The organism is bacterium, from assembly GCA_035527515.1.
Lineage (GTDB): Bacteria > B130-G9 > B130-G9 > B130-G9 > B130-G9 > B130-G9.
In genome coordinates, this window is the sequence record DATLAJ010000128.1 from 1 (window position 1) to 24,305 (window position 24,305).

Below are 24,305 nucleotides of genomic sequence, written 5' to 3' on the forward strand. Positions count from 1 at the left end.
GCGGTTCAGGACGCGTGCTGAACAGAAGGATGTTCTGAAGGGTCTGAAAGACGGGACAGTGCAGATCGTGATCGGCACGCACCGCCTCCTTTCCAAAGATGTCGAGTTCAACGACTTGGGACTTCTCGTCATTGACGAGGAGCATCGATTTGGGGTTCGCCATAAGGAGAAGATCAAGCAGAAGAGAAAACAGATTGACGTGCTCACGATGACAGCGACGCCGATCCCTCGGACGTTGCACATGGCGCTTTCGGACCTTCGGGACATTAGCATAATCGACACGCCGCCGGAGGACCGGCTCGCTATCAAGACCAGAATCGCCCGTTTTGACAAGGAACTGATTCGTGGGGCGATAATCAGGGAGATCAGCCGGGGAGGCCAGGTTTACTTCGTCCACAACCGCGTGAAGAGTATTAACGCGATGGCGCACATGCTCAAGCGGCTCGTGCCAGAGGCGCGGATAGTGGTAGCGCACGGCCAGATGGACGAGGGGCAGCTTGAGGAGGTGATGGTGAGGTTTGTTCGTAACGAGTTCGACGTTCTGCTCTGCACTGCGATTATCGAGTCGGGCCTGGATATCCCCTTAGTCAACACGATCATCATCAACCGAGCGGACAGGTTTGGGCTCGCACAGCTGTATCAGCTCCGCGGCCGAGTCGGGCGGTATAAGCATCAGGCCTATGCCTACTTGATGATACCAAACGTGAAGACGCTTACGCCGGACGCCCGGAAACGGCTGGCAGTTGTCAACGAGCTTACCCAGCTCGGCTCTGGATTCCGGATCGCGAATTACGACCTCCAGATAAGGGGCTCAGGCAACCTGCTTGGACCCGAACAGCATGGCCACGTGAACGTCGTAGGTTTCTACCTATACTGCGACCTTCTGAAGGACGCCGTCCGCGAGATGAAGGGCGAGCCAACCGCTGCGAGACTCCCCGAGCCAACGTTCAATCTCCCTATCAACGCTCTGATCCCTGACCACTACATCACCGACTGCGACCAGCGGCTCTACATGTACCGCAAACTCATAGGCGCAAAGGATGAGGTAACAATCGACGAGACCGCCAGCGAGATGCTCGACCGCTTCGGGCCAATGCCCAAAGAAGTGGGAAACCTGCTTATGCTCGCTCGTCTCAAGCTTGTCGCCAAACAGATCGGCCTTAACGTCGTCAGCCGGCGAGGCGCCTCGCTCTATTTCGAGTTCCGCGAGCAAAGCGCACTCCGTGGGGAGGACATCTCGCTCATATTCGCGCAGCACCCCCGCGCGGTCTCGGTCATCTCGCCGTTCGCCGCTGTCGTCCGCGCGCGTTATATCGAGGGCGATACTATCCTAGATATGCTCAAGTTCGTGCTGCTGTCGCTGAGGAAGCTGCTCACCGCCGCGTGAGACAATGTTCACTTAGATATGGGGTTAGAGAAATCATGAATCAGAGGAACGATGAGAAGGCTGTTGCCTACGTCGATCTCCTTGGTTTTAGCAACATGGTTGGGGAAAGCCTAGAGGAAGGAAAACGCGTCCTCAACGACTTCTATGATGTCTGCGAGTGCGTGATAGGTGCCGAGCCTGACGTAACGGGATTTCTTCTTTCTGACTCGTTAGTGGCTTACTGCGATAACAAGCCACTTATGTTGAAAGTCATCAGCAAGCTTTATAGGGAGTGCTTTAAGAAGAACCGGGAATACACAGATCGGAATATCTTCTTTCTAGTTCCCAGGGGAGCCATTGGTGTGGGATTGATCGAGGTTCGAGAGAAATGCAAGCCACCGAATCTGACAGAGGGTTTTGTTGTGAGCCCAGCGTTGGTTCACTGTGTTGAGATGGAGAAGACAGTGAAGGGAGGGCGTCTTTTGCTAGCCGTGAAGACAGATGGCGAGGGGAAAAAGAAGGAAGAGACGGAGCTGTTATGGTCACCTGAAAACCAGGGGATGATATATTGGGATTTCCCCCTTGAGTTGTGGGGTGGATACAGGTATTTGGACTTGCTCTGGTTCTCCGACTCCTCGAAGTCAAGGGCACAACAGAAGCCAGAGATAGAAGAACTCATAGCCGTCGCGAGGGATCTCGTGAAGCACAATACCCAGAACAAAGAGCACTTGCAGAAACACTGTGAGACCCTACGCATTGGTCTGCTTAGCTATTCACGCTTTGTTGAGGCCTTCCTTCGATCTGAGCTGTTTATGGACCTAATTCGGGAATACGAGCAGGGATACGAACACGAGGAGTTCTGGCCGATATGGTTGGGCATGGTGGAAATGGCTCTGTTCAGCCCGGACGGAGAGTGCGCGCTGCCGTATAACCAGGACTTTGTCGGGTTCTGCAAGAAGATCTCGTTGTCGAGAGGTTGGGCCAAGGTTCTATGTGAGATAAACAAACCGGGGCAGGAAGACGTGAAAAGAGAGCTCACCCAGGTTCTCGAGGCGATGCAAATCGCAACGATGTGATCGGGGACAGCCGCAGCGTGTCCCCGAACCCCTCCGCTGCTTTCGTGCCTTGCCCATGCGGTAGAATCAGGAAGCGACCCTTTGCGGCCTTCCACCTACCTACTCGCCCAGCTTGGCGAGCGCCTCCTTCAGGTCGCTCTGCTCCTTTGAGAGACTCTCCCACCTGTGATACAGCCGTTTCAGCTGCTTGCCGAGCTTACGCCTCTTTACCCTGGCGTCTCGAAACTTCGGCGCAGTCCGCTCCGTCTCAGAGTGCGGAATCTGTGCATCCAGCTTCTCGATCTGGGCCTCCGCCTCCTCGATCTCCTCTTCAACGGCTTCAATCTGAGATTTGATGCGCTCAATCTCCTGCGATAGCCTCGTCCTGTCGAGGTTGGTCTGCTGCTTGAGTTTCTTGCCCTCCCGACTCTTCGGATGCGGCGCCATCCTGATTCTCACCTCCTTTGCGCTCGAACCGTCCGGACCGCTGGCTGCGCTGTCCGCAATGTCATCCTCTGCTGAGAGATGGCTTTCCCGGTATAAGTAATCGTTGTAGTTCCCTAAATATGAAGTTACGTGGCCTTCCCTCACCTCGAGAACTCGCGTTGCCATGTTGTTCATCAGCCGGCGGTCATGCGAGACGATGAGAACCGTTCCCTCGAACCTCTGAATCGCGTCCTCGAATATCTGCTTGCCGGCGATGTCGAGGTGGTTGGTCGGCTCATCGAGAACGAGGAAATTGGCGCGGCGAAACATCATCTTGGCGAGAACCAGGCGAGACCTCTCGCCTCCGCTCAGGACCTTCACCTTTTTGAGAACGTCATCGCCAGAGAAGAGGAAGTTGCCTAAAATGCCACGCAATCGGGGAACCATCTCGATCGGGGCAACAGACTCCATCTCCTCAAGCACCGTGCTCTCAAGCGATAGGTCCGTCTCGTGCTCCTGCGAGAAATACTCGAACTTGATGTTGTAGCCGAGCTTTATCTCGCCACTGTCGATCGGCTCCGCGCCGGCGATTATCTTCAAAAGCGTGGTCTTGCCCGCGCCGTTGACGCCAACCACAGCGACTCGTTCGCGGCGCCGGAGCATCAGGTCCAGGCCGTCAAAAACTGTGTTGTCGCCGTAAGATTTTTGGACGCCGGTCAGACGCGCGACATCCTTGCCGCCTCGTTCGGGCTGCGGGAAGTCAAACCTGAAGGTTCCTAACTTGGGCGGTATCTCAATCCTTGTGAGCCTGTCCAGATACTTGATCCGGCTCTGGACCGCGCTGGCCTTTCTCGCCTTGTATCTAAACCTATCGATGAAGGTCTGAACGTGTGCGACATGCTCCTCCTGATGCTTGTAGCGCTTGAGCAACAGCTCGTGACGCTCCGCCCTTTCTTTCTCGTATTCCGTGTAGTTGCACCTGTAGTGCGCGAGCTTGCCGAAACCGACCTCGACAAGACTCGTTACCATCTTATCGAGGAAATACCTGTCGTGAGATACAATCACCACGGTGCCGTCATAATCGACGAGATACTGCTCAAGCCACTGACGCGCCTCGAGGTCGAGGTAGTTGGTCGGCTCGTCCAGAAGCAAGACATCAGGCCTTTGCAGCAGCAGTTTGGCTAGCGCTATCCGCATCTGCCATCCACCGCTGAACTCGCTGGAGCTTCTCGGGAAATCGTCCTTCGCAAAGCCCAGTCCCATCAAGACTGCCCCCACCTTCGCCTCGACCTCAAATCCGTCCAGCTGCTCGAACCTGTGTTGGCAGAAGCTATACCTGTCAAGCAGCGGATCGCCGTCCACAATCGCACCACCTCTCGAGGCAATCTCATGCTCCAGATGCTCCATCTCATGCTTGAGCTCGATGACGTCAGCGAACACATGCATCGCCTCGTCCCATACAGTCTGGGTAAGCGCCTCATATACCTGCTGGGGAAGGTAGCCGAACCGGCAGTTCTTGGGGGCCTCGATGTTGCCTGAGTCTGGCTCCTGAAGGCCAGCGATAACCTTGAGAAGCGTGGTCTTGCCGGAGCCGTTTGCTCCGACGATGCCCACCCGCTCGTCGTCCCGAACGTGCCACGACACGTCGTCCAGAATCTTTCGCCCAACGAACGTCAGCGATATGTTATTCAAAGCGAACATGATGATTCAGTTGGCAGTTGGGTGCCCACGGCACTCGGGCAGCTTCTTCCGTTGTCGAACGAGCTTGGTCGGCTCGCACGTTCCGAGCTCGCCTCCGCCGGAGGCGCAGGGTATGCGTGCGGAGGCTCTCCGCTGGCAGTTCCTTCATCCTTCCGCCTTCCGCCTCGCGAGTTGCCCACAGGCGGCTGCGATGTCGCTTCCCCTAGAATGTCTAATAGTAGCGTTCACACCAGCCTTTTCAAGTGTCCGGAGAAACAATTCCACCTCATGCGCGGTCGGCGCCGCAAACTTTGACAGAGGTGTCCTGTTGAAGGGGATCAGGTTGACCTTGCAGCGGACTGCCTTGAGCAGAGACGCAAGCGATCTGGCGTGCCCGGGCTCCGAGTTGATCCCGTCGAACAGGATGTATTCAAACGTCGGCAGCCGCCCAGTTGCCTCGAAGTAGGCTTTCGCCGCCTCGACTATCGATGCCACCGGGAAGGTGCGGTTTGCGGGGACGAGCTTGTCTCTGAGATCATCATCCGGAGCGTGAAGCGAGAAGGCGAGACCCACCTGCGGGACCTGCTCGAGGATCTTACCGATGGTGTCGGGAAGCCCCACCGTCGAGAGGGTAATTCTGCGCCAACCGATGTTGAATACCGCGGCGTTGTTCATGGCCTTGATTGCCTTGAGGGTGTTGTCCAAGTTGTCTGCCGGCTCGCCCATTCCCATCAGGACAACGTGCGTGATGCGGCTCTGCGGGACAGTTCTCTGCGCGAGAAGCACCTGGGCGAGCATCTCCCCCGCGGAAAGATCCCTCGTGAAGCCGCCTCCGCCGCTGGCGCAGAACTTGCACCCGAACTTGCACCCCACCTGTGTGGAGACACACAACGTTAGCCTCTTCTCGGTCGGGATCAGAACCGATTCAACCAGGTTCCCGTCGTGAAGCTGAACCAGATGCTTCGAGGCGCCATCGGTCTTCGATTTGAGTGTTTCGACGACCTTTGGCCTGCATATCTCGAACTCTCCGCTGAGTCGCTCGCGGAGAGCCGCCGGCAGGTTAGTCATTTGACTGCACTGCGTCGATAGCCTCGAGTAAACCCACTGGACTACTTGTCGACTCCTGTATCGCGGCTCGCCCCAGTCGAGAAGCAGCGTGTCCAGCTCCTGTGGCGAAAGGTCAAGTATGTCTTGTTTCATTATTGTCTCCGAGCCATCTTAAAAGGGCAGATGATACTGAGGCAAGATCAAGTGGTCAAATCACGTAGGGCGTGAAGGGTCAACGGCGGAATGAACAGGTGGGCCGTGTAGGGGCAGATCACCGCGCCTGCCCTTTCTTATCGATGCTAAAGGACAATCGAGCAGGATTGCCGCCCCAGTTGGCGGTTCTACCTGGGCCCCTGACCGAGGCGCCGGGAAAGCTCTTCATTCTTCTTCAGTACATACTCTTTGGCGGCCTCAAAGCTCATCCCAGGATGGCTGAGCACATCCGTTATGGTTGTGCGAGCCAGCTCCTCGGGGCTAACACCAAGGCGCTGGGCTGTCTCTGAAAGGGCATTTGCCTCTTCTTCGGAGAGGTCTATCGATATTCTCATCGTCCTTTCCTTTCATATCCTGAATATCTGTCCATTATCATCCGCCTCGTTTCAAAGCATGAGCCTGGCCCAATGTTGCCGTGAACGTCAAGCGCTACAAGCCAGAGGGTTTGACCCCGGATTGGAGGTAACTTCATGCGGCCTTCTTGTATTGCTCCCAGAGTTGGTCGAATCGGTGCCTCTTTGATGCCCTCCTTATCGCCATCAAATGCTTGAATCCGTCCTTGCTCCAACGCATGCCCAGCCCCCGAAGCGACTTGGCGAAGCTCCTCACTCGATCACAAAACTGTCCTCGCCAATGTCGCACCAAAGAGTTAGCGTCCCGCTCTCAGTCATCCCCGCCAACAGCATATAATCTCCATGTCTGTTGAACGGCAGCGACTCGCCTGTTACAGGTATCTGCCAGAGGCCGTCAAGCGTCAATTCGAGGCCCGCAGGCAGTGTGAAAGACGGCAGAAACGCCTCAAGGCCCGGCGCCCACGCCCAGTCCGGGCCTACGGGCGACCAGAATGCCCCTTCGGGGTCGAGCAGAGCGAGATACACGTCGCCGTCAACGTCATAATGAGGCGCTGAGATGTGCAGTCCGATGTTTAGCGTGTCGCCGAGAGCATAGGAATCTGCCTGAGCCGATAGCGTGATGAATGGCTCGCCCCCAATTGAGAACTCCACCGCCGCGATATTGGAGATAGCGTCGAGCGTCCCTGGCTCGGTTGCCCCTGCCAGCAGCGTGTAATCGCCGCTTCGGGCGAGATTTGGCACGTCATTGGGAACTGGCAGCGACCAAGCCGGCATGGAGACGTTAAACCCATGAGGGAGCTCGAAGCTGGTCAGCCAGGGCAGTATGCCCTCAGTCCAAGCCCCGAAGCCAACCGGCGACCAGAAGCGCTCGCCGTCTCCACCCCAGTTGTAAACCATCACCACGTAAACGTCCGCGTTTACGTCAGACCCGCTATTGGTGCATCCGAGTGAGATAGCGACATCGTCCCCGAACGCGTAACTGCTGCTGTCCGTCCAGACCGACATCTGAAGCGCACCGCCGACCATGTACACAGTCGTGCAGTCCGGCACAGCGGGGGCCGCCTCAACATTGCCGGCGTTGTCGGTTGCGACCGTATAGAAGTCGAACGTCCCCTCGCCATCGGGCGCAGTGAACTCGAAGCTGCCCGAGCTGCCTGTCTGTGCACTCCCGTAGTTCTGCCAAGAGCCGCCGTTGAAGCGATAGCGAAGCTGTGTCTGTGCCATACCGGACCCACCATCCGACGCCGTGAACTCAACATCGAACGGCACCTCGGCAACCTGCCCCGGAGCGGTTGCGACAGACTCCGGTGGCGTTGTGTCGAGCACCGTGGAGCTATCTCCGTTGCCAGATGCGTCAGCCTCCACGTTGCCAGCGGTGTCCTCCGCTACTGTCTGGAAGTAATACGTGCCCTCACCATGCGCCGCCGTGAAGTCGAATGAGCCGGACGAACCGCTCTCGGAAAGCTCGCTGTCGGTCCAACTACCCGTGCCGAACTTGTAGTAGAGCTTCGTCTCATCGAGACCACTGCCGCCGGTATCCGAGGCGGTAAACGTCACTTCGATAACCGAGTTCTTGCTGTACGTTGGACTGCTGCACCCCGAGGAAGGCGCGGTCGCATCATAAATGGTCGCATCGTTGCCATCGCCCGAGGGGCCCGCCTCCACGTTTCCGGCGTTGTCCTGGGCTTTCGTCTGGAAGCAGTACGTGCCCTGGCCATGCGCCGCCGTGAAGTCGAATGAGCCGGACGAAGCGCTCGCGGAAAGCTCGCTGTCGGTCCAGGTTCCCGACTGGCCAAACTTGTAGTAGAGCTTCGTCTCATCGAGGCCAGCGCCGCCGGTATCCGAGGCGGTGAAGGTCACTTCGATGGCGGAGTTCCTGCTGTACGTTGGACTGCTGCATCCTGACGAGGGCGCGGTCGCATCGTAAATGGTCGCATCGTTGCCATCGCCCGAGGGGCCCGCCTCCACGTTTCCGGCGTTGTCCTGGGCTTTCGTCTGGAAGTAGTACGTGCCCTGGCCGCCCGCTGCCGTGAAACTGAACGAGCCTGATGCGCCGCTCTCGGAAAGCTCGCTGTCGGTCCAGGTTCCCGACTGGCCGAACTTGTAGTAGAGCTTCGTCTCATCAAGACCACTGCCGCCGGTATCCGAGGCGGTAAACGTCACTTCGATAGCCGAGCTCTTGCTATACGTTGGACTGCTGCACCCCGAGGAAGGCGCGGTCGCATCGTGAATGGTCGCATCGTCGCCGCTGCCAGAAGGGCCCGCTTCCACGTTTCCGGCGTTGTCCTGAGCTTTCGTCTGGAAGTAGTACGTGCCCTGGCCGTCAGCTGCCGTGAAACTGAACGAGCCTGATGCGCCGCTCTCGGAAAGTCCGCTGTCGGTCCATGTTCCCGACTGGCCGAACTTGTACCACAGCGCGACCGAAGCGAGGCCTGAGCCGCCATCGGACGCCTCATAGGTAACCGTTATCGCCGTCGAGTTGGAAAATGCTGGCGAGGAACAGCTGCTTTCTGGTACGGTCCAATCGACGGTCGTCTCCGCGTCGGGCACGTCTCGCATTGCCTCCTCGTGGCCAGCAGCATCCGTTCCGACGGAGATGAACCCATAAACACCCTCAACCGCGTCGTTGGGGGTAAAGGCCAATGTGCCGCGCGAGGCATGAACATCGCCCGCAAGGGCCCAATCGGCGCCATCTAACGAGTAATAGACGGAGACATTGGTGACGAGTGTTACTGCATCTGTCGCCAAGACGGAGACCTGCACTGGGAACGCCGTGGAGTACTGAGGCGCTGAGACGGATGAAACTGGCGGAGCGAGATCGACAGCCAATTCCATGTCCGGCTCAGGCGGCGTGGGCTCGCGATTGCCGAAGGCGTCCGTGCAGATCGACCACAGCGTGTATATGCCTTCCTGGGCGGGTGCAAAGTCAAGAGAGCCGGTCGCTATGGTTGCTGGCGTGCCCTCGATCGTCTCGTAAAGTGTGTTACTTCCCTCGAACGAGTACCAGACCTCGACCGACTTCACCCCCGAGAGAAAATGACCTTCCTGGCCCTGATCGCTTGCGTCATAATAGACTGTGACGGGCAGAGAGCCTGCGATGCTTGGACCTGAAACGGCGGAGAAGGGCACGGTCGAATCGACCAGGACCTCGCAGTCGCAAGCGCTGGGGAACGGCTCTGCAAGCAGGTCCTCGTTCAGGGCAATCGTGCAAAATCGATAGTAGCCATCACCGTGGGGCATCTCGAAGACCAACATGCCCTCGCTCGCCTCCGACGTTACACCGCTGTCGAGCCATTCGTCCGGCCAGTCGACGCCGCCGGGGGCGAACGAATACCAGAGTTCCACGTGATCGTAGCCGGCCTCGCCAATGTCGGTTGCGTAATCTATCGCGACCGTCGCGGCTGACGCCTCGTCTGGCCCCCAGCAGCTTGAGAGTGCGTAGTCCGGGTTGTAGTCCGTGATGCAGTCCGCCGTGTCCTTCATCGCCTCGAAGTTACCCGCCTTGTCCAGTGCGATGGTGAAGAAGCGGTAGATGCCGGCCCCGTAGGCAGGCTCGTAGCTGATGCTGCCTGCTGTGCCATATTCGTATTCGCCCGTGTATTCCCAATCGCCGGTGCAGGACGCTGTGGCTGCCGTAGAGAAGCAGACATAGAGCTCAACACCGTAAGCCCCCGAGAGCGCATCAGTGATCTCAAAAGCGACCTCGATGGTCGGGTCGTTTTCAACCTCAGGAGCGCTGGAAACGGAGGACGGAAGCCCAGTGTCGAATACTACTGTGCAGGCCCTGGCCGCAGAGATGCTCTCGACGTTCCCGGCGCCGTCGGTCGCAACGGTAACAAAGCGGTACGTGCCGTCAAGACCAGCGAAATCATAGGTGAACGCGCCCGTCGCCTCACCGCTCTCAAGGCCAGTGTTTCCCCACGCGCTGCCGTCTCTGGACACGAAGAGCCGCACCAGCGCGACGCCCGTGAGCGCATCCGACGCTGAGTACTGCACGCTAATCGTCGCGGCCGAGGTGTATTCAACGTCAACGCTGCACGACGATACAGGCACCGTCGTGTCAAGGACAGTCTCGCTATCTGCCGCCGCCGGGAAATCCTCCTGGTTGCCGGCGTTGTCCTGCGCACGCGTCGCGAAGTAATAGGTCCCATCGCCCATGTAGGCAACGAAGGGGAACTGGCCCGAGGTCCCCGTCTGCGCGGCAAGGCCGCTCGTGCCCCAGCCGCCATCCTCGTACTTGTAAAGAAGCGTCGTCGAGTCCACACCGCTTCTGTCGTCAGACGACGTGAAATCAACCGGTATGGAGGTATTCTTGGACACTACGGGCGACGAGCAGTCCGATTCGGGCTTGACGGCGTCATAGCCAAGCTCGCAGTCCGCATCGCCCGGCGCCTCAACGTTCCCCGCATTGTCCGTCGCTATTGTGTAGAGCTCCACGTCGTTCACGCCGCCCGGCAGGTTGAAACTGAAGCTGCCGCTCGCCTGGCCATCGGTTGTATCGTATTCGGTCCACGAGCCAGAAGGAAGCGGCCGATACCAGAGCGCTATGCTGTCAAGCCCAGCCAGGTTGTCGCTCGCGGTAAACCACACGTATATCCACTCACGCACCTTGACCCAGCGCGAGCAGTCGCAAGATGAAACAGGCGCCGTGCAGTCATAGAAGACCGAGCAGTCGGCAGTCCCCGGCGCCGCCTCGACGTTGCCGGCAACGTCCGTAGAGATTGTATAAAACTCGTAAGTCCCATCGCCGTCGCTAAACTCGAAACTGAACGTTCCCGCATCGCCCGTCTGCGTCTGGCCGCTGTCAGTCCAGCTGCCGCCCGCGTAGCGATACCAGAGCGCCGTCTCGTCAACGCCAGTGAGGGCGTCGTTCGCCGTGAAATCAACGTCTATGGGGCTGGAATTGGTCGAATCCTCGCAGCTGGCGCTCGAGGTCGGAGGCGTGCTATCGAAGACGGTCGTGGCGTCCGGGGGCCCGGGAGCGTTCTCCTCGTTCGTAGCCCGGTCGGTCGCTATCGTGTAGAAGTCGTAGGTCCCGTCTCCGCTTCCCAGGTCAACCGTGAAGCTCCCATTGCCGTCGGTGGATGAGTATCCCGAGTCGTAATACCCGTGGCCGTCAAACTGCATCCAGAGCACCACGCTAGCGACGCCTGAGTTGTCGTCCGTCGATGTGTAATCCACGTCTATTGTGTCGCTATTGGTGATTCCCGGAGCCGTGCAGCTCGACTGCGGCTTCACGTAGTCGTCATAGACCATCGGCCCGTCAAGCTCGCCAGAAGCCGGATGCCGCACATACTGCGCAAGCGAGTCGGTCGCCTCAAAATGATACGTTGCTTGGCCGTCCTCGGGGATGGTCCCCGTCCAGCTGTAAGTGCCGTTGGCCGCGCCGCCGCTCTGCAAGCTCATGCCGTGCGCAGTCCCGTTCACGACCACCTCGATTGAGGACGGCTGGCTGCCGGCGGGGCTGTAGTAATGGACTGTGAAAGTGAAGTTCACGTCGCTGCGCCCAGAATCGGGCGCGTGCGTGGGGTCGGACAGCTCGGGCCCCACGCTATAGTGGTAGCCCATGTCCACGATACCCGTGTCGGGCCGACCATCAGTGCAGGTCGTGTACTTGTCGAGGCCGAGCTCGGAAGCGTTCCGGTCGCCAGCGTCTATGCACGGGCTATCCTGCCCCTCGGTATCGTAGTGCGATAGATACTCGTCGCCCTGGGCGCCGGTTACGAAGAGCGGCTCCTCTGATATGTTGCCGTTCTCGCCTAAGCCGTCGCCGTCCGAGATGTTGCAGTGGCGGATGATAAGCTCTGTGCTGCGCACGTCGAGATCGTCATCGTTGCCCCAGAAGATGCAGTTATAGAGCGTAACGCGGCCCGAATCAGCGGAGTGCATCAGTAAGCCCTGCTTGTGGTTGTTTACGACCGTGCAGTTGATCAGCGTAATGTAGTTGCCGGCCTGGGTCATGATGCCGCCACCCAGGTAATAGCTAGGGTCATCCGGGATTGTGTTGTCGGCGATGAGGCAGTTCGTCATCCTCAGACTGTTCCGTAAGCCCAGGCCTATCCCGCCTCCGCTGCTGTCGTCATTATTTCTTACGATCCTGCAATCTGTCAGCTCGATGTGAGTCCAATTGTAGGTATAAAGCCCGGCGCCCTTGTTATTGTCGCGTATCACGCAGCGCTCCAGCACCAGCGGACCCGGATCCGAAGACGCTGCGACCCCGCCCCCCATCGTGCCCGTGCTATCTCCCCCTGTTATGGTCAGGTCCGCCAGCGTGCCATGACCGCAGGTGATCTCAAGAACTCGGTAGATACCCTCTGCGTCGATTATGGTCACGTCCGCTCCGGAACCTAGCAGGCTCGCCCCTCCTCGTTGATACACGATGGGGATCGTTTCCCCGTTACTCGACGGGGAATAGATGCCAGCTGCCAGATGCAGAGCGCATGGGTTGTCGTCAGATGTTCTGTCCACGGCACAGGTGATTGTCTTCCACGGACTGCCCTCCGAGCCGTCACCGGTCGTGTCGCTCCCGTTGACGGGGTCCACATACCAATCCGTCGCGATTGCTGTCATCCCGACGAACAGAATCACGAATGCCGCCAAAATCGCACACAATTGTCTAGATCTCATGAGTCTGCCTCCTTCTGCTTAAAGGTTGTAGGTTGAGAATTGTCGGTCGTTCGTTGTAGCTCCTTGGTTCGCGGAGCTTTGGAGTGCGGCGGCTTGACGCCGCTTTCATTGGTGGCTTGACACCACCCTCTAATAGATGCTTGTCTCGAACCTGCAAGCGGCCATCGAGAAAACGTCCTGTCTTTCAAGACACGCCGCGTCAAGCCGCGGGGAGCCAAAGCGGCGTCAAGCCGCCGCACTCCAAAAGGCGGTTCACGAACCGCCCCTACAAGAGCGGATGTGCCAGCTCTCATTTGTCGTCTTTCTTTTTGGCGTTGACGCCGGCGTGGGAGAGATTGTAGTCGCCCTGGGCGCCTGAGACGAAGAGCGGGTCCTGGGAGATGTTCCCGTTCTCGCCTAAGCCGTCGCCATCCGAGATGTTGCAGTGGCTGATGGAGTAGTCGAGCCCCTCCTTAAAACGGATATCGTCGTCGTTGTCCCAGAAGATGCAGTTGTAAAGCCTGACCCATCCGGTACTGGCGTATTTATACAGGCCGTGTGCCTCGTTGTGGGCGATCGTACAATTTATCAGTGTAGCTTTTTGCTCGCCGTAAAAATAGATACCGCCCCCGTTCAACCCAGTAGTGTTCATGGCAATCAGGCAGTTGGTTATGAGTATGGTGTTGGAATAATTGAACGCCATTGCTCCGCCGTGGTACGGCCCGGAGTCATTGCTAGTAAAAGCGCAATCGTTGAATTGGCAGTGGAGGCCTGCCCTGACGGAGCGAAGACCTCTTCTCGAGTTATCCCTTACGATGCAGTGGTCAAGCGTAAATGATGCAGGGCCGCCACCGGGAGACGACGAGTCCAGGACCAACCCCCCGTAGGATCCCCCAGTTATGGTCACACGCGAGATGGTCGTGTGGTGGGCACGTACCACCACGGCTTTCTCGGTGCTCTCCGCGTCGATTGTCGTCAGCTGTGCCCCTGCGCCCGCGAGTGAGTAGAACTCGTTGTGGTCCACCGAAAGGCCCGCGCCGAGGTAGATTGGGAACGTCTCCCCATTGCCCGACGGTGAATACAACCCGGGCGCAGCGTGCAGCGTGCACGGGTCCTCCTCCCTGCCGAGACCGCCAATGATCGTGCGCGAGTACGTAATGGTCCTCCAGGCGTCCGCCCAACTAGTCCCTCCGTTGCCGTTGCTCCCATTGATGGCATCGACATACCAGTCCGTCGCGCTCGCTGTTATGGTGATAAGCGCAATTACGAATGCCGCCAACCCCACACAGAATCCACTTGCCTTCATCGCCCTCACTCCTCACTCTTATGTTAGGTTCTCTTTACAATCCATTCTGCATTCGCTATACACATATCCGCAGCTCCGCGCGAGGCCTTTTGTCTTCGGCCCCGCGCAGAGCCGCCTTTCGTTTAGGGGTTGGGCCGGCGGTGCGCCAAGCCGCCAGCCCGCCCCTTTACCACCTGTTATCATTTGTTCTTTGCCTCCTTCTTTTTGGCGTTGACGCCGGCGTGGGCGAGGTAGTAGTCGCCCTGGGCGCCGGTTACGAAGAGCGGGTCCTGGGAGATGTTGCCGTTTTCGCCCTGACCGTCCCCGTCCGAGATGTTGCAGTGATAGATCTCGCACGGCACGCCCCCCTCAATGCAGATGTCGTCCTCGTTGTTCCAGAGAATGCAGTTGTACAGCTTAACGTAGTAGTTGGACGTCATTGCGTAAATGCCATGTTTGCTGTTGCGAGCCATCGTGCAGTTTATCAGAGTGGTCCTGCACCCCCACTCGATCACGATTCCCCCTCCCTGTCCGGCGGTCGTTGAGTTGTCGGCGATGAGGCAGTTTGTGATGGTTTGCTTTTGCCTAGGATCTAAGGCGATCGCTCCACCTCGGTTGACGCCTACGTCCTGATTGCCCGTGAATACGCAGTCATTCACCTTGACAGCTCCGGCATCAAACACCTTGAGGCCGTCCCCGCCGGAATTGTCCTTGATGATACAACGCTCCAGCGTGAATGAGCCCGAGCTTCCCATGATCGAGGTGATCGAGTTCCTCATCCCGCCGGCGTTCCCTCCTGTGATGGTCAGGCCGCTAACAGCGATGTAATACCCGGAGGTGTGGAGCACAAGCTCGGTCTCCTCCCCGTCAAAGATGGTAGCGTGAGGTCCCACACCCAAGAGGATGCCATAGTGGGGCGTGGCCGGGCCCCCGCCAGGCGGATACGTATTGTACTGCTGGAACTCGATAGGAAATGTCTCTCCATTCGTTGATGGCGAGTAAACGCCAGCCAAGGCGTGCAGCGCCACGGGGTTTTCCTCGGTTCCCTGGCATTTGGTTTGGCTGTTGGCATACGTCAGCGTCTTCCAAGGCGCTGTCGCCGAGCCGCCGCCCGTGCTGTCGCTCCCGTTCTCCGGGTCGATGTAGTAGTCGTCCGCGAACGCCATTAGTGAGCTAAAAGCGAGCGCCAACGCCGCCAGCAGAACCCAGAAACCTCGAGTCGTCATCATGTGTCTCTCTCCTTTTTGGTTTAGCTTTACACTTCCATTCTAATGCGTTACAAACTTGTTCCTGTCATTATTCGGAGCCCTGCGCGAGGCCTTTTCTTCTTGGCCCCGCGCAGAGCCGCCTTTCGTTTAGGGGTTAGGCCGGCGGTGCGCCAAGCCGCCAGCCCGCCCCTTTACCACCAACTCAGCCTATGGCTCCCAGCAGTAAACATCGTAGCTGCCGCTGACCACACACGACGATGTGGCCTGAGAGTCGTAGATCTTGTAGTAGTAGGTCTCATCCGACTTAACGACGAACGCACAGCTGTGATAGACGCCGTAGTCGCAGGGCAGCTGGTTAACCGAATCGTAATCGTGAGTCATCACCATCGGAATCGAGCAATCGCACGGTTGCTCGTCTTGCCTCACTTCAAGGACGATTGTGGCCGCCGTATGACAACAGCAATTGTCTGGGTCGTACAGCTTGTGCTTGACCTCCATCTGCATCTTGCAGTAGCCCTCCCATATTGGCAGACAGCTGGAAATCGTTGCGTCGTAGAGGCACGAGTCGGTGCAGCCGTCGAGCGTTCCGCCGCCGTTGCTAGCGTAAACTGGCGGCGTGAACGACACGTTGGTCGTCGCCGAATCGTTACCGAACAAGATCACCAGCCACAGCGAGAGAACAGCAAGAGCTGCTATCCCTATCAAAAGAGACTTCTTCAAAGCAAATCACCTCCTTTTGTTGGTTGATACTCCGCCGAAGGGTTTTGCGGGTCTCGGCCGGCGCAAGCCGGGAATGTTCCCGTAAGGGACTTGGCGGAGGCTAGTGTCGTATGAATAGGCTTTGGAGTGCGGCGGCTTGACGCCGCTTTGGCTCGCCGCGGCTTGACGCGGCATGGGGACTCTTGGAGCACGGGCGATTCTCTGGATCACCGCTTCGATGTCCGAGAGAAAGGTCTATTAGATTGTGGTGTCAAGCCACCACCAACGAAAGCGGCGTCAAGCCGCCGCACTCCAAAAGGCGGTTCGTGAACTGGCCCTACGCGGATCGTGTTTCCTTTGGGCGGTTCGTGAACCGCCCCTACAAAGGCCGAGGCGCTGCGCCTCGTTCTCGAACTGACCATCCAAACGTCCCTCGCCCTCAGACTCCGAGCCCTTGCCGCTTTCGGCCTGCAAAGCCGTTCATCGCAGCATTCTATCTCGAGGCCGGTGGGAATCGCCGCCTGGAAAGCAGCGACTCGGCGCCAGTCTTCAGTTACCCTTACGTTGATTTTACTATGCTAAGAAAGTTCAATTCTTGTCAAGCTCTTTTTTTCAGTGATCGGGAGATAATATCTTGGTTTAGTGCCTTGATGTGGCTCCGGCACGCCGCTTTTCTGATTTGAGCTATTTTTGTAGCCCGTTATATCCTGCCTGCCACATTGGCCTGAATTGTCCCATTTGGGACAGTTGCAGAGTTAGAGTTGTCCCATTTGGGACAGTCGGAGGAACGAATCGGCCGTAATCTGTTGGCGGTTGGCCGTTTCTCATCCTTCATCCTTCCGCCTTCATCCTTAATTGATATGAGCTAAAGATTTGGCTAAAATGTTCGATAAGTACCTATTGTAGTTACTACCGAGACCAACGCATCGAACAGCAGGACACCTTCGTAACATTTGCGAAAATGGGAGTGTGATTATGAGGCGCATTGGTCTTTTGGCTTTACTGGCAGTTCTAGTCATCGCAATCGCTGGCCTCTCTGCGGACGGCCAGGGTGCGTCCAGTCCCAAGCTCGTTCCTTACAACGGCGGGTTCTTCTCGATCAACATCCCGAGCGGCTGGGAAGTCATCACCGCCGGCCAGTGCAGCTCGTTCGCATTCGTCGTCCGTGACCCGAAAAGCCCGCTGCGGCAAGTTTTCTTCTTCGGCGAGGTGGGGCCTGTCTATCTCAGCGAGCAGCAGCGCCAGATAGACTATCAGTATATGGCGATGGGCGGATACCCGGTCACGTGGGTGGACACGCCATCCGTTGCGCCGCTCACGCCAGCGAATTTCCTCGCGAGTTTCTCCAAAATCGCCAGAACCAAAACGGCGCAGCAGTTCATGCCTCAATGCCCGAGGCTCGAGAACTTCCAGGCCATATCAGCGCTGCCTCAGCCGTCGCCGATGCAGGGAGGCCAGACGGCTCTTGTCAGAGGTCTCTTTGCCAAGAACGGCAGGGTGGGCCAGGGTCTGTTTTCCGCCACGGTCGTGCCGCTCTTGCAGATGAACGGCGGGCCAAGCTGCGGCATTGCCTTCGGCTTCTTCGTCGCTGGCGTCACGGCCCCGAAGCGAGAGTTTGCAACCTTGGAGCCGATCTTGAGCGCCTCGCTCAGAAGCTACAACATATCAAACAGCTACGTTGCGAACTGCCTTCAGATGCAGGCTCGCACCTATGCTGGCATTATGAAGGCCGGCCGGACCCTGAGCGAGACTTCGGACATGATCGTCAACGGCTGGCAGAAGCGGCAGAAAGTGGACGACATCATCGCGGAGAAGCGGTCCGATGCGATGCTCGGCAAGGAGCGGCTCTACAACCCTGACACGGGCGAGGTGTTCGAGTTCGAGAACGGCTTCTACGACAAGTATAACCTGCACCGTCAGCGATACGAGATGAGCAACCTCCAGCCGCTTCCGGAGAGCAACTACGACCTCTGGATGAAGGCCGCGCTGAACGGCGAGCAGCACCTGCATTAGGCGTATGCCTTAATAACCCTTAACCATCAGGCTGGCATCCGACGAGGCGCAATCGGTATGATGCACGTTCTGCAAGGAGTAAGTGGGCATTGAGTAGGCTGCCACACAGACCACCAACGCAATTATCAGTGCAACCGCGATCGCAAGGACCGCCTCAAGACTCAGTCTCACGTCAGCTCACCTTTTCCGGTCTCTCGTTCCGACTATGTTGCCGGGGCCGCCTCAGAACGTGTAGCTAAAGGGCGTCAGACAGCAGCTTGCCGGTTTTTCGTAATCTCACTTCAGCCAAGGATATTTTACCTTAATGCAGCAGTATTGTCAATCTTCACCGTTGGGCGGCTGACTGGGGTTATGCTTTTCCGGCGAGCTGCGCCGCTAGTGCCGCACCGTTGTAGATGACGTGCGCCGCGATCGGCGCAATGAGGAGGCCTGTTCGCTCGAAGCTGATGGCCGCTGCGATCCCAAGACCGAAGACGAGACGGCACTCAAGGCGCTGAAACGCTGGGTCGAGGCGGTTGCCAAGAGGTATGCCAAACACCCGTTAAGCTGGCAATTCACGGCTCAAGGGCGAGGCATGCGAGCGGTTCAAGAGAAGAAATGTAAAGGCACTGGCGTAGAGGGAGGAGGCGCATACTTGCATATAGCCAAGGGAGTATTGCCTCTATTCCTGAAACTCAGGTCGCCCTCAATGAAGCAATCGACATAGACGGTATTACCGCACCTCTCGTCAAACCACAAAGGCTCTAAATGGAGGTCCACTGTATAAGAGTCTCCAGGACCAACGTCTCTCGAGAACTCTTGCGTGTGAAGTCTCTCTTCGGCTAAGGGATGCATGAGGTCCTTCCTAAAAACCTCGAGGCATATAAACCTTCCCCAGGGGACTTTTCTGGAGTTCCACCTGATATTGCCTACGTTCTTGACCGTAACTCTAACGACGTCCTTCCTGTGCACCTCAGAATTCATCTCGTACTTATGAACGAATCTTCGGCTTTCGTAGAGAAACGGGGCAATATACTCGAATTCCTTTTTGCCATATCTGAATCTCTTGGAGCCAATCAATGGGATGGCAGAGAGCTGATACACGAATTGATCTACACCAATCTCGGTCGCAATGCGTTCAGCCTGTCTGAGTTCTGCATCTGAGTCGTTCCATTTGAAGAGGATATACTGCCAGATGATCCTCGGCTTATTGCCTCGTCGTAGGGATGCCAATCTCTCCAGGGACTTGAGCGCGAGTTCAATATCGCCGCCCTTCCGGTATTTTTCATAGCTCTGCTGGGTCGCCCCATCTATGGAGAACAGAATCTCGTCGAGGCCCGAAAATGCTAGCTCCTTGAGCTTTGCATCGTCCGTCAATAGTGTCCCATTAGTGTTCACGAACAACGCTGCATTCGGGCACTTCTGTCTGGTGTAGGTGATCATTTCCATGATGTTCGGATGGAGAAATGGTTCGCCGTAATTGAAAAACCCAATCTGATCTACGTTGTCCTCCGTCTCATTGATGATTTTCTGAAAAAGAGCTAGCGGCATCCTCCTCATCGAGCGCCTGGCTCTGACCGAGACGTTTTTCGGGGCCTTTCTGCCACAGGAGGTAGGGCAGTCCAGATTGCACTCCACAGTGGGCTCAATCAGGAGTCTTTCAATTCTCCTTCCCATCGTTACACGCCTACCGAATCTGGGACGCAGATAGAGTTCCATTCCATGCAGCACGCATTGCTCACAGTTTTCTGATGAACCCTTTAGGATCTTACCTCTGATACCTCTCATCTTTGGCCCATCCCAGACTTCCCACAGGTTCTGATCCGACACATTGCCGACAATCGGCGCCTCACCGAGCGTGCCGCACGCGACAGAGCCGTCGCAGTTTATGACCATCTCTAGGAACGGGAATGGGCAATTGGCCTTTGCGCTTGCTCCTGCATTATACGTATTCCCGAGCTGCATCCGTTTGAACAGTAGCTGCCTGAAACTCCTGCGAGTTGCCTTTAATGCTCGTTCCACCGGCGGAAACCGACGCAGGGATTTGGTCATCGTCAGGTAGTAGCCCTCGAGGAGTCTCTTAGCTCGCAGTATGAAGAGCGATACTTCGCCTGTCACATGGGTACTTAACCTCTGCTTTCCGGCCAGACTCTTGAGTTACCACCATCAAGTGTGTAAATTCAAGTTAGGCCGGCTGGGTTTCTTTCTCAATGTCTTTTCGTCTGCCATCCACTGCCCCGGGGCGCGACTCACTGCGATGCGCCAGGGATGCAGGGCGGCGGTGTAAGTTCCGCTGACGATGCTTGGGTCGTTCCGGACGATGGCCTCGGCCTCTTCTTTGGATTGCGCCTCAAAGATGGCCATGCCGCCTGCCTCGTCTATGAACGGCCCACCCATCACGAGAAGCCCCGCCTCGAAGTTCTTGTGCTGATACGCCTTGTGGGCCTCTATCTGGTCCTGGGCTGCTTCTGGGGGACGCACCGCGTAAACGAAGCAACTACGAGGCATGATCCCCCATCCGCGTTGCTCTCAGAGGCTATCTAAACTGACTGAATGACCGGCCTGTCATTACTCCTTGATACCAGTTACCAGGAGCTTATTCCATTGGATCGGCCCCAGGGCCTCACCGGTTCCGTGTCTGAAGAAGCCGGCGTATGTTACGTATTCATCGGTTCGCCCGCCGACCGGTGGACAGAATATGCCGCCCTGATCAGCCGGCGTTATCGGAACGGTGATAACGGTAGATGGCGGCAGATAAAAGTTAGGAGGAAGCGACAGAGGCAGACACCACCAACTGAAACGATACAGCAGCTGTTCCTCTGAAACAGCCAAATAGAGGTCAATGTCCGCCCACTCGTCCTGTTGGTTGTCGATGCCCAGGACCAATGAGACGGCATCGTCGCCTCTTTCCATGTAGTAGTGGCGCTTGGTGGTATCGAGCGCAAGAAGTGGGTTGGAGGCTGGTTCTGGCAGAAATGCTCGGACCCGGCAGACCGGTCGCCATTTGAGGGGCCCTCTGGCGGAGGGGACGATGAACTTGGTTACGTAGGCAACATAAGCCTGGCCCTGTTCAGAAACGGCGATTTTCGGGCCAGAAAACATGTCTATATTACCCCAATTCTCCTTATATTCCGGAGGCGGCAGGACACCCCAGCCGACGTCCCCGAAGCCGTAGGTGAAGAACTCTGCCTCGCCGCTCGGGCAGTAGCGCAGATAGATCGCACTGCCCATCCCATAGCAGATGTTTGCGTTGCCATAGAGGTCGATGGCTATATTAGGCCCATTGGCGTCCCAGCCGGCCTTGCCCTGGGAGACGCCGCCGGCATCTCGATTGGGGTACACCAGCTGCTGACCGTCCCAATAGACATAGTAGATGTCGCATGGCGACTGAGACGTGTCCAGAAGAGTCACGTGGGGATGGTCCTGCGTGTCAATAGCGATTCTTGGGCTCGGACTGCTGAACCCGAATATGTCCTTAATAGCGACCCTTTGCCAACTACTCCCGTCCCAGAATGCGTAGAACGCGCCACCCTCAGCGCCGCTATAAACAACGTGGGGGAACGAACGACTGTCCAGAGCGAACCAGAAGGAACTGAACCCATAAATATATGGCACGGCGTCGATGCCCTCGCCCTCATCGCTTCCACCAAGACCCTCGAGCGACGTGCCGTTCCAGAAGGAGTAATACAGATAGTTCACGCCGTTTTCGTAGTGCAGGTAAACGAAATGCGGCTTGGCCAGGCCGTCAAGACGTACCCTGTAATCTACCGCCTGGATCTGAGCCATGGCCGTCGAGAGGTCCTGCTGCCAAGCTGTCCCATTCCACATCATATAGTGAAGCTCGGGATACGCTGTGATCTCCGCCGAGTCATAGATGACGGCCGGCCCACCCGGCAGGTTGACCAGCTGGCAGCTTACGCCTGGGCCAAAGCTGTCAGGCCCATCGGGATTCTCCATCCCGCGCCAGATATCTCCGTCCCAATATGCGAACTTAACAACGCCGTTGGTCGTCTGCACCGTTCCCGAGGTCGCGGCCGACCACACCAGGTTGGGCCTGTCCGCACTGTCCACGCCGATGTCATAGTAGTATGTGCCAAGGCTGTCGAACAGCTCGCCGGTTACGCCATCGCCGACGTCGCTTTCGCCGAGACCGGTCCAGTGACCCACGATCCGGGTCCCCTGCGCCAAACAAGCACCCGCCGAACAGGCAGCGACGATAAGAACAAAGCAAGTCAAGAATATCCACCGAAACGTCCTCATTCTCTTACCTCCCGAAACCTTTGTCTGAACTCAAATTGCCCACAAATTCAAGGAAACGAGCGGGGACGGGATTTGCGAGGACCACGACTGCGCAGACGACAGCAGCTAGGGCGATCGCAGCTAGGAGCATTCGTGCTTTCATTTTGACATATCACCTCCTCTCTGTCGATACTGACAATTGGGACTTTCGTTCAAGCTTCCCATCCCCTTGTACATCGACATTAACTAAGTACAACAACTATTGTCGCTCTAATGTTCCGGCTCTCGCTAGTCTAATATATTGCGCACCACGTCAGCTCATTGCTCGCTTGCTCTCTTCGTGCCGGCTCGACTATAATGCCCCCTCATTCTGAATAACTCATAGGAAACCCCCAATGAAGATACTTCTTGTTAATGATGACGGTATAGAGGCCACGGGCCTCGTGCGCCTCGAGCAAACGCTTGCGGCACTTGCGGATGTTTATGTTGTTGCTCCCGAGACGGAGCGCAGCGCCTGCTCGCATAGCATCACGCTCCGAAGGCCGGTTGAGGCGAGGCAGATATCGCAGCGTAAGTTTGCGGTTGATGGCGTGCCAGCCGATTGCGTCAATCTGGCTCTCTTGAATCTGTTTGCCGACGTCCAGTTCGACCTGATCTTGTCCGGCATTAACAACGGCCACAACACTGGCGAGGACGTCAGCTACTCTGGGACCGTGGCCGGAGCAATTGAGGCCACCTTGCTTGGCTGGCGAGCTATTGCTCTTTCGGTCGGTTATTCCGAGCAGCCCAACCTCGGCTCTGCGTGCGAATTCATAACGGATTTCGTGAGGCGCTTCTCGCTGAAGGACTTTCCGGATAGATGCTTTTTGAACATCAACTTTCCACGAGGCGAAGGGCCATTTCCGGTGACGTTGACCAGACAGGGCAGGCTGCACTTTGAGAATAATGTGGTCGAGGTCGATGCGAATTCTAAAGGGAAAGGAACACCGCACCGGACGAGGCGGTTCAGGATAGGACGGACTACGCGGCCCGACCTCGCCGCAGAGGGGACTGACGTTTATGCGGTGAGCAATGGCTTCATCTCGATAACACCGATGCAGTCTGATCTGACAGATGTGCGAGCGCTCGGTCTGATGCAACATCTTGTGCGATCGGTGCTTTCCGATCGGAGTCGTCCCCATCTTGAGGCATAATCCCCCCAACGTGGAATTCGGATAGGAAAGTACAAATGCTCGACTGGTTGGCATCGATCCCGCACCAGCTCGTTGACTGGACCGTGGCGTGGTCCGGCTCCCCTTACAGCGTTTGGGCTCTCTTTCTGCTGGCGTTCGCGGAGTCGAGTTTCTTCCCGATACCGCCTGACGTCCTGCTGATCGCAATCGGTATGGCGAAGCCAACGTCCGCGTTATGGCTTGCGCTGGTTTGCACGGCTGGTTCGACGGTTGGGGGAATGTTCGGGTTTCTGATTGGCAGGGCGGGTGGCAGGCCGCTGCTTCTGAAGATATTCAAGGAAAAGAAGGTCGGCGTGGTTGATAGATACTTTGAGAAATACGGCGTAATGGCTGTTGGCGTCGCGGGATTCACACCCATCCCATACAAGGTGTTCACGATCTCGGCTGGCGCCTTTAGGATGAACTTCCCCAAGTTCGTGGTCATCTCCGCCATCAGCCGAGGAGGCAGGTTCTTCCTTGTCGGCCTCGTTGTGATGTTCGTCTGGCCGCTTGTCAGGGACTCGCTGCCGAAAGAGCAGCTGATGAGCTATCTGAACTACTTCTCGTTGGCTTTCATAATCCTCTTGATCGGCGGGTTCTATTTTGTAAGATTGATGGCAAAACGCCACGCGGCAAGGTCGGAGAAGGAGCAGGAAGCTGGTCGTTCGAGTTCGGTTGGGACGGACGGTTCCCGCTCATCCGACGCGTAAGCAAGGTGATTCGGCGTGCTGAGGCGGTATGGCTTTTGAGCTGTTCTCTTTGAGACTTAGATTGCGATGTGTCGGGGCGTAGCGCAGCCTGGTTAGCGCGCTGCCTTCGGGAGGCAGAGGTCGGAGGTTCAAATCCTCTCGCCCCGACAAACTGAATGACCGGGCGTTCGCGAGCGCTGGGTTACTCTCAAGGTTGACACAGAGTTATGCAGGTG

The 24,305-nt window shown here is 57.2% G+C and carries 17 protein-coding genes and 1 tRNA gene; 6 read left to right on the plus strand and 12 right to left on the minus strand.

Features of this window, described 5'->3' with window-relative positions; translation table 11 throughout:
• Together VM163_10235 and VM163_10240 are read left to right on the plus strand one after the other, a co-directional pair.
• The coding region (locus VM163_10235) for a TRCF domain-containing protein (GenBank protein ID HUT04256.1) at positions 1–1,387 on the plus strand (1,387 nt) is incomplete at its 5' end.
• Between the two features lie 35 nt (positions 1,388–1,422).
• A complete protein-coding gene (locus VM163_10240; protein HUT04257.1) occupies positions 1,423–2,442 on the plus strand; it encodes a hypothetical protein in 1,020 nt (339 codons plus the stop codon).
• Positions 2,443–2,541: 99 nt separating this feature from the next.
• Here VM163_10240 and VM163_10245 read toward each other — a convergent pair whose 3' ends face one another.
• From VM163_10245 to VM163_10275, 7 genes are all read right to left on the minus strand, one after another.
• The gene (locus VM163_10245) at positions 2,542–4,539 is read right to left on the minus strand and encodes an ABC-F family ATP-binding cassette domain-containing protein (GenBank protein ID HUT04258.1); all 1,998 of its coding nucleotides are present in this window, start codon (positions 4,537–4,539) and stop codon (positions 2,542–2,544) included.
• A 153-nt stretch (positions 4,540–4,692) separates the two neighbouring features.
• Entirely contained in the window at positions 4,693–5,727 is a 1,035-nt protein-coding gene (gene rlmN / locus VM163_10250) for a 23S rRNA (adenine(2503)-C(2))-methyltransferase RlmN (protein HUT04259.1), read from the minus strand.
• A 188-nt stretch (positions 5,728–5,915) separates the two neighbouring features.
• Positions 5,916–6,122, minus strand: coding sequence for a DNA-binding protein (locus VM163_10255; protein ID HUT04260.1), 207 nt, complete (start codon positions 6,120–6,122; stop codon positions 5,916–5,918).
• A gap of 270 nt (positions 6,123–6,392) precedes the next feature.
• Positions 6,393–12,767 (minus strand): right-handed parallel beta-helix repeat-containing protein, encoded by a 6,375-nt coding sequence (locus tag VM163_10260; protein HUT04261.1) that lies wholly within the window; start codon positions 12,765–12,767, stop codon positions 6,393–6,395.
• 289 nt (positions 12,768–13,056) lie between these two features.
• The gene (locus VM163_10265) at positions 13,057–14,052 is read right to left on the minus strand and encodes a right-handed parallel beta-helix repeat-containing protein (GenBank protein ID HUT04262.1); all 996 of its coding nucleotides are present in this window, start codon (positions 14,050–14,052) and stop codon (positions 13,057–13,059) included.
• Between the two features lie 179 nt (positions 14,053–14,231).
• Positions 14,232–15,260: a right-handed parallel beta-helix repeat-containing protein gene (locus tag VM163_10270; protein ID HUT04263.1), complete on the minus strand. Its 1,029-nt coding sequence runs from the start codon at positions 15,258–15,260 to the stop codon at positions 14,232–14,234.
• 186 nt (positions 15,261–15,446) lie between these two features.
• Positions 15,447–15,959 (minus strand): hypothetical protein, encoded by a 513-nt coding sequence (locus VM163_10275; GenBank protein HUT04264.1) that lies wholly within the window; start codon positions 15,957–15,959, stop codon positions 15,447–15,449.
• Between the two features lie 954 nt (positions 15,960–16,913).
• On the opposite strand from VM163_10275, the gene VM163_10280 reads away from it, so the two are divergent.
• The gene (locus VM163_10280; protein ID HUT04265.1) at positions 16,914–17,951 is read left to right on the plus strand and encodes a hypothetical protein; all 1,038 of its coding nucleotides are present in this window, start codon (positions 16,914–16,916) and stop codon (positions 17,949–17,951) included.
• Between the two features lie 9 nt (positions 17,952–17,960).
• Here VM163_10280 and VM163_10285 read toward each other — a convergent pair whose 3' ends face one another.
• From VM163_10285 to VM163_10305, 5 genes are all read right to left on the minus strand, one after another.
• Positions 17,961–18,122 carry a hypothetical protein gene (locus VM163_10285; protein ID HUT04266.1) on the minus strand — a complete coding sequence of 54 codons (162 nt, stop codon included), beginning with the start codon at positions 18,120–18,122 and terminating at the stop codon, positions 17,961–17,963.
• A 178-nt stretch (positions 18,123–18,300) separates the two neighbouring features.
• Entirely contained in the window at positions 18,301–18,489 is a 189-nt protein-coding gene (locus tag VM163_10290) for a hypothetical protein (GenBank protein ID HUT04267.1), read from the minus strand.
• A gap of 47 nt (positions 18,490–18,536) precedes the next feature.
• Positions 18,537–20,048 (minus strand): radical SAM protein, encoded by a 1,512-nt coding sequence (locus VM163_10295; protein HUT04268.1) that lies wholly within the window; start codon positions 20,046–20,048, stop codon positions 18,537–18,539.
• A 48-nt stretch (positions 20,049–20,096) separates the two neighbouring features.
• On the minus strand, positions 20,097–20,438 hold the full coding sequence (locus VM163_10300; protein HUT04269.1) for a YciI family protein: 342 nt from the start codon (positions 20,436–20,438) through the stop codon (positions 20,097–20,099).
• Positions 20,439–20,498: 60 nt separating this feature from the next.
• Positions 20,499–22,190 carry a hypothetical protein gene (locus tag VM163_10305; GenBank protein ID HUT04270.1) on the minus strand — a complete coding sequence of 564 codons (1,692 nt, stop codon included), beginning with the start codon at positions 22,188–22,190 and terminating at the stop codon, positions 20,499–20,501.
• Between the two features lie 374 nt (positions 22,191–22,564).
• Between VM163_10305 and surE the strand changes: the two genes are divergently transcribed.
• From surE to VM163_10320, 3 genes are all read left to right on the plus strand, one after another.
• The gene (gene surE, locus VM163_10310) at positions 22,565–23,362 is read left to right on the plus strand and encodes a 5'/3'-nucleotidase SurE (GenBank protein ID HUT04271.1); all 798 of its coding nucleotides are present in this window, start codon (positions 22,565–22,567) and stop codon (positions 23,360–23,362) included.
• Positions 23,363–23,397: 35 nt separating this feature from the next.
• Entirely contained in the window at positions 23,398–24,090 is a 693-nt protein-coding gene (locus VM163_10315; GenBank protein ID HUT04272.1) for a YqaA family protein, read from the plus strand.
• Between the two features lie 72 nt (positions 24,091–24,162).
• Positions 24,163–24,237 (plus strand) — tRNA-Pro (locus VM163_10320).
• Positions 24,238–24,305: the final 68 nt, after the last annotated feature.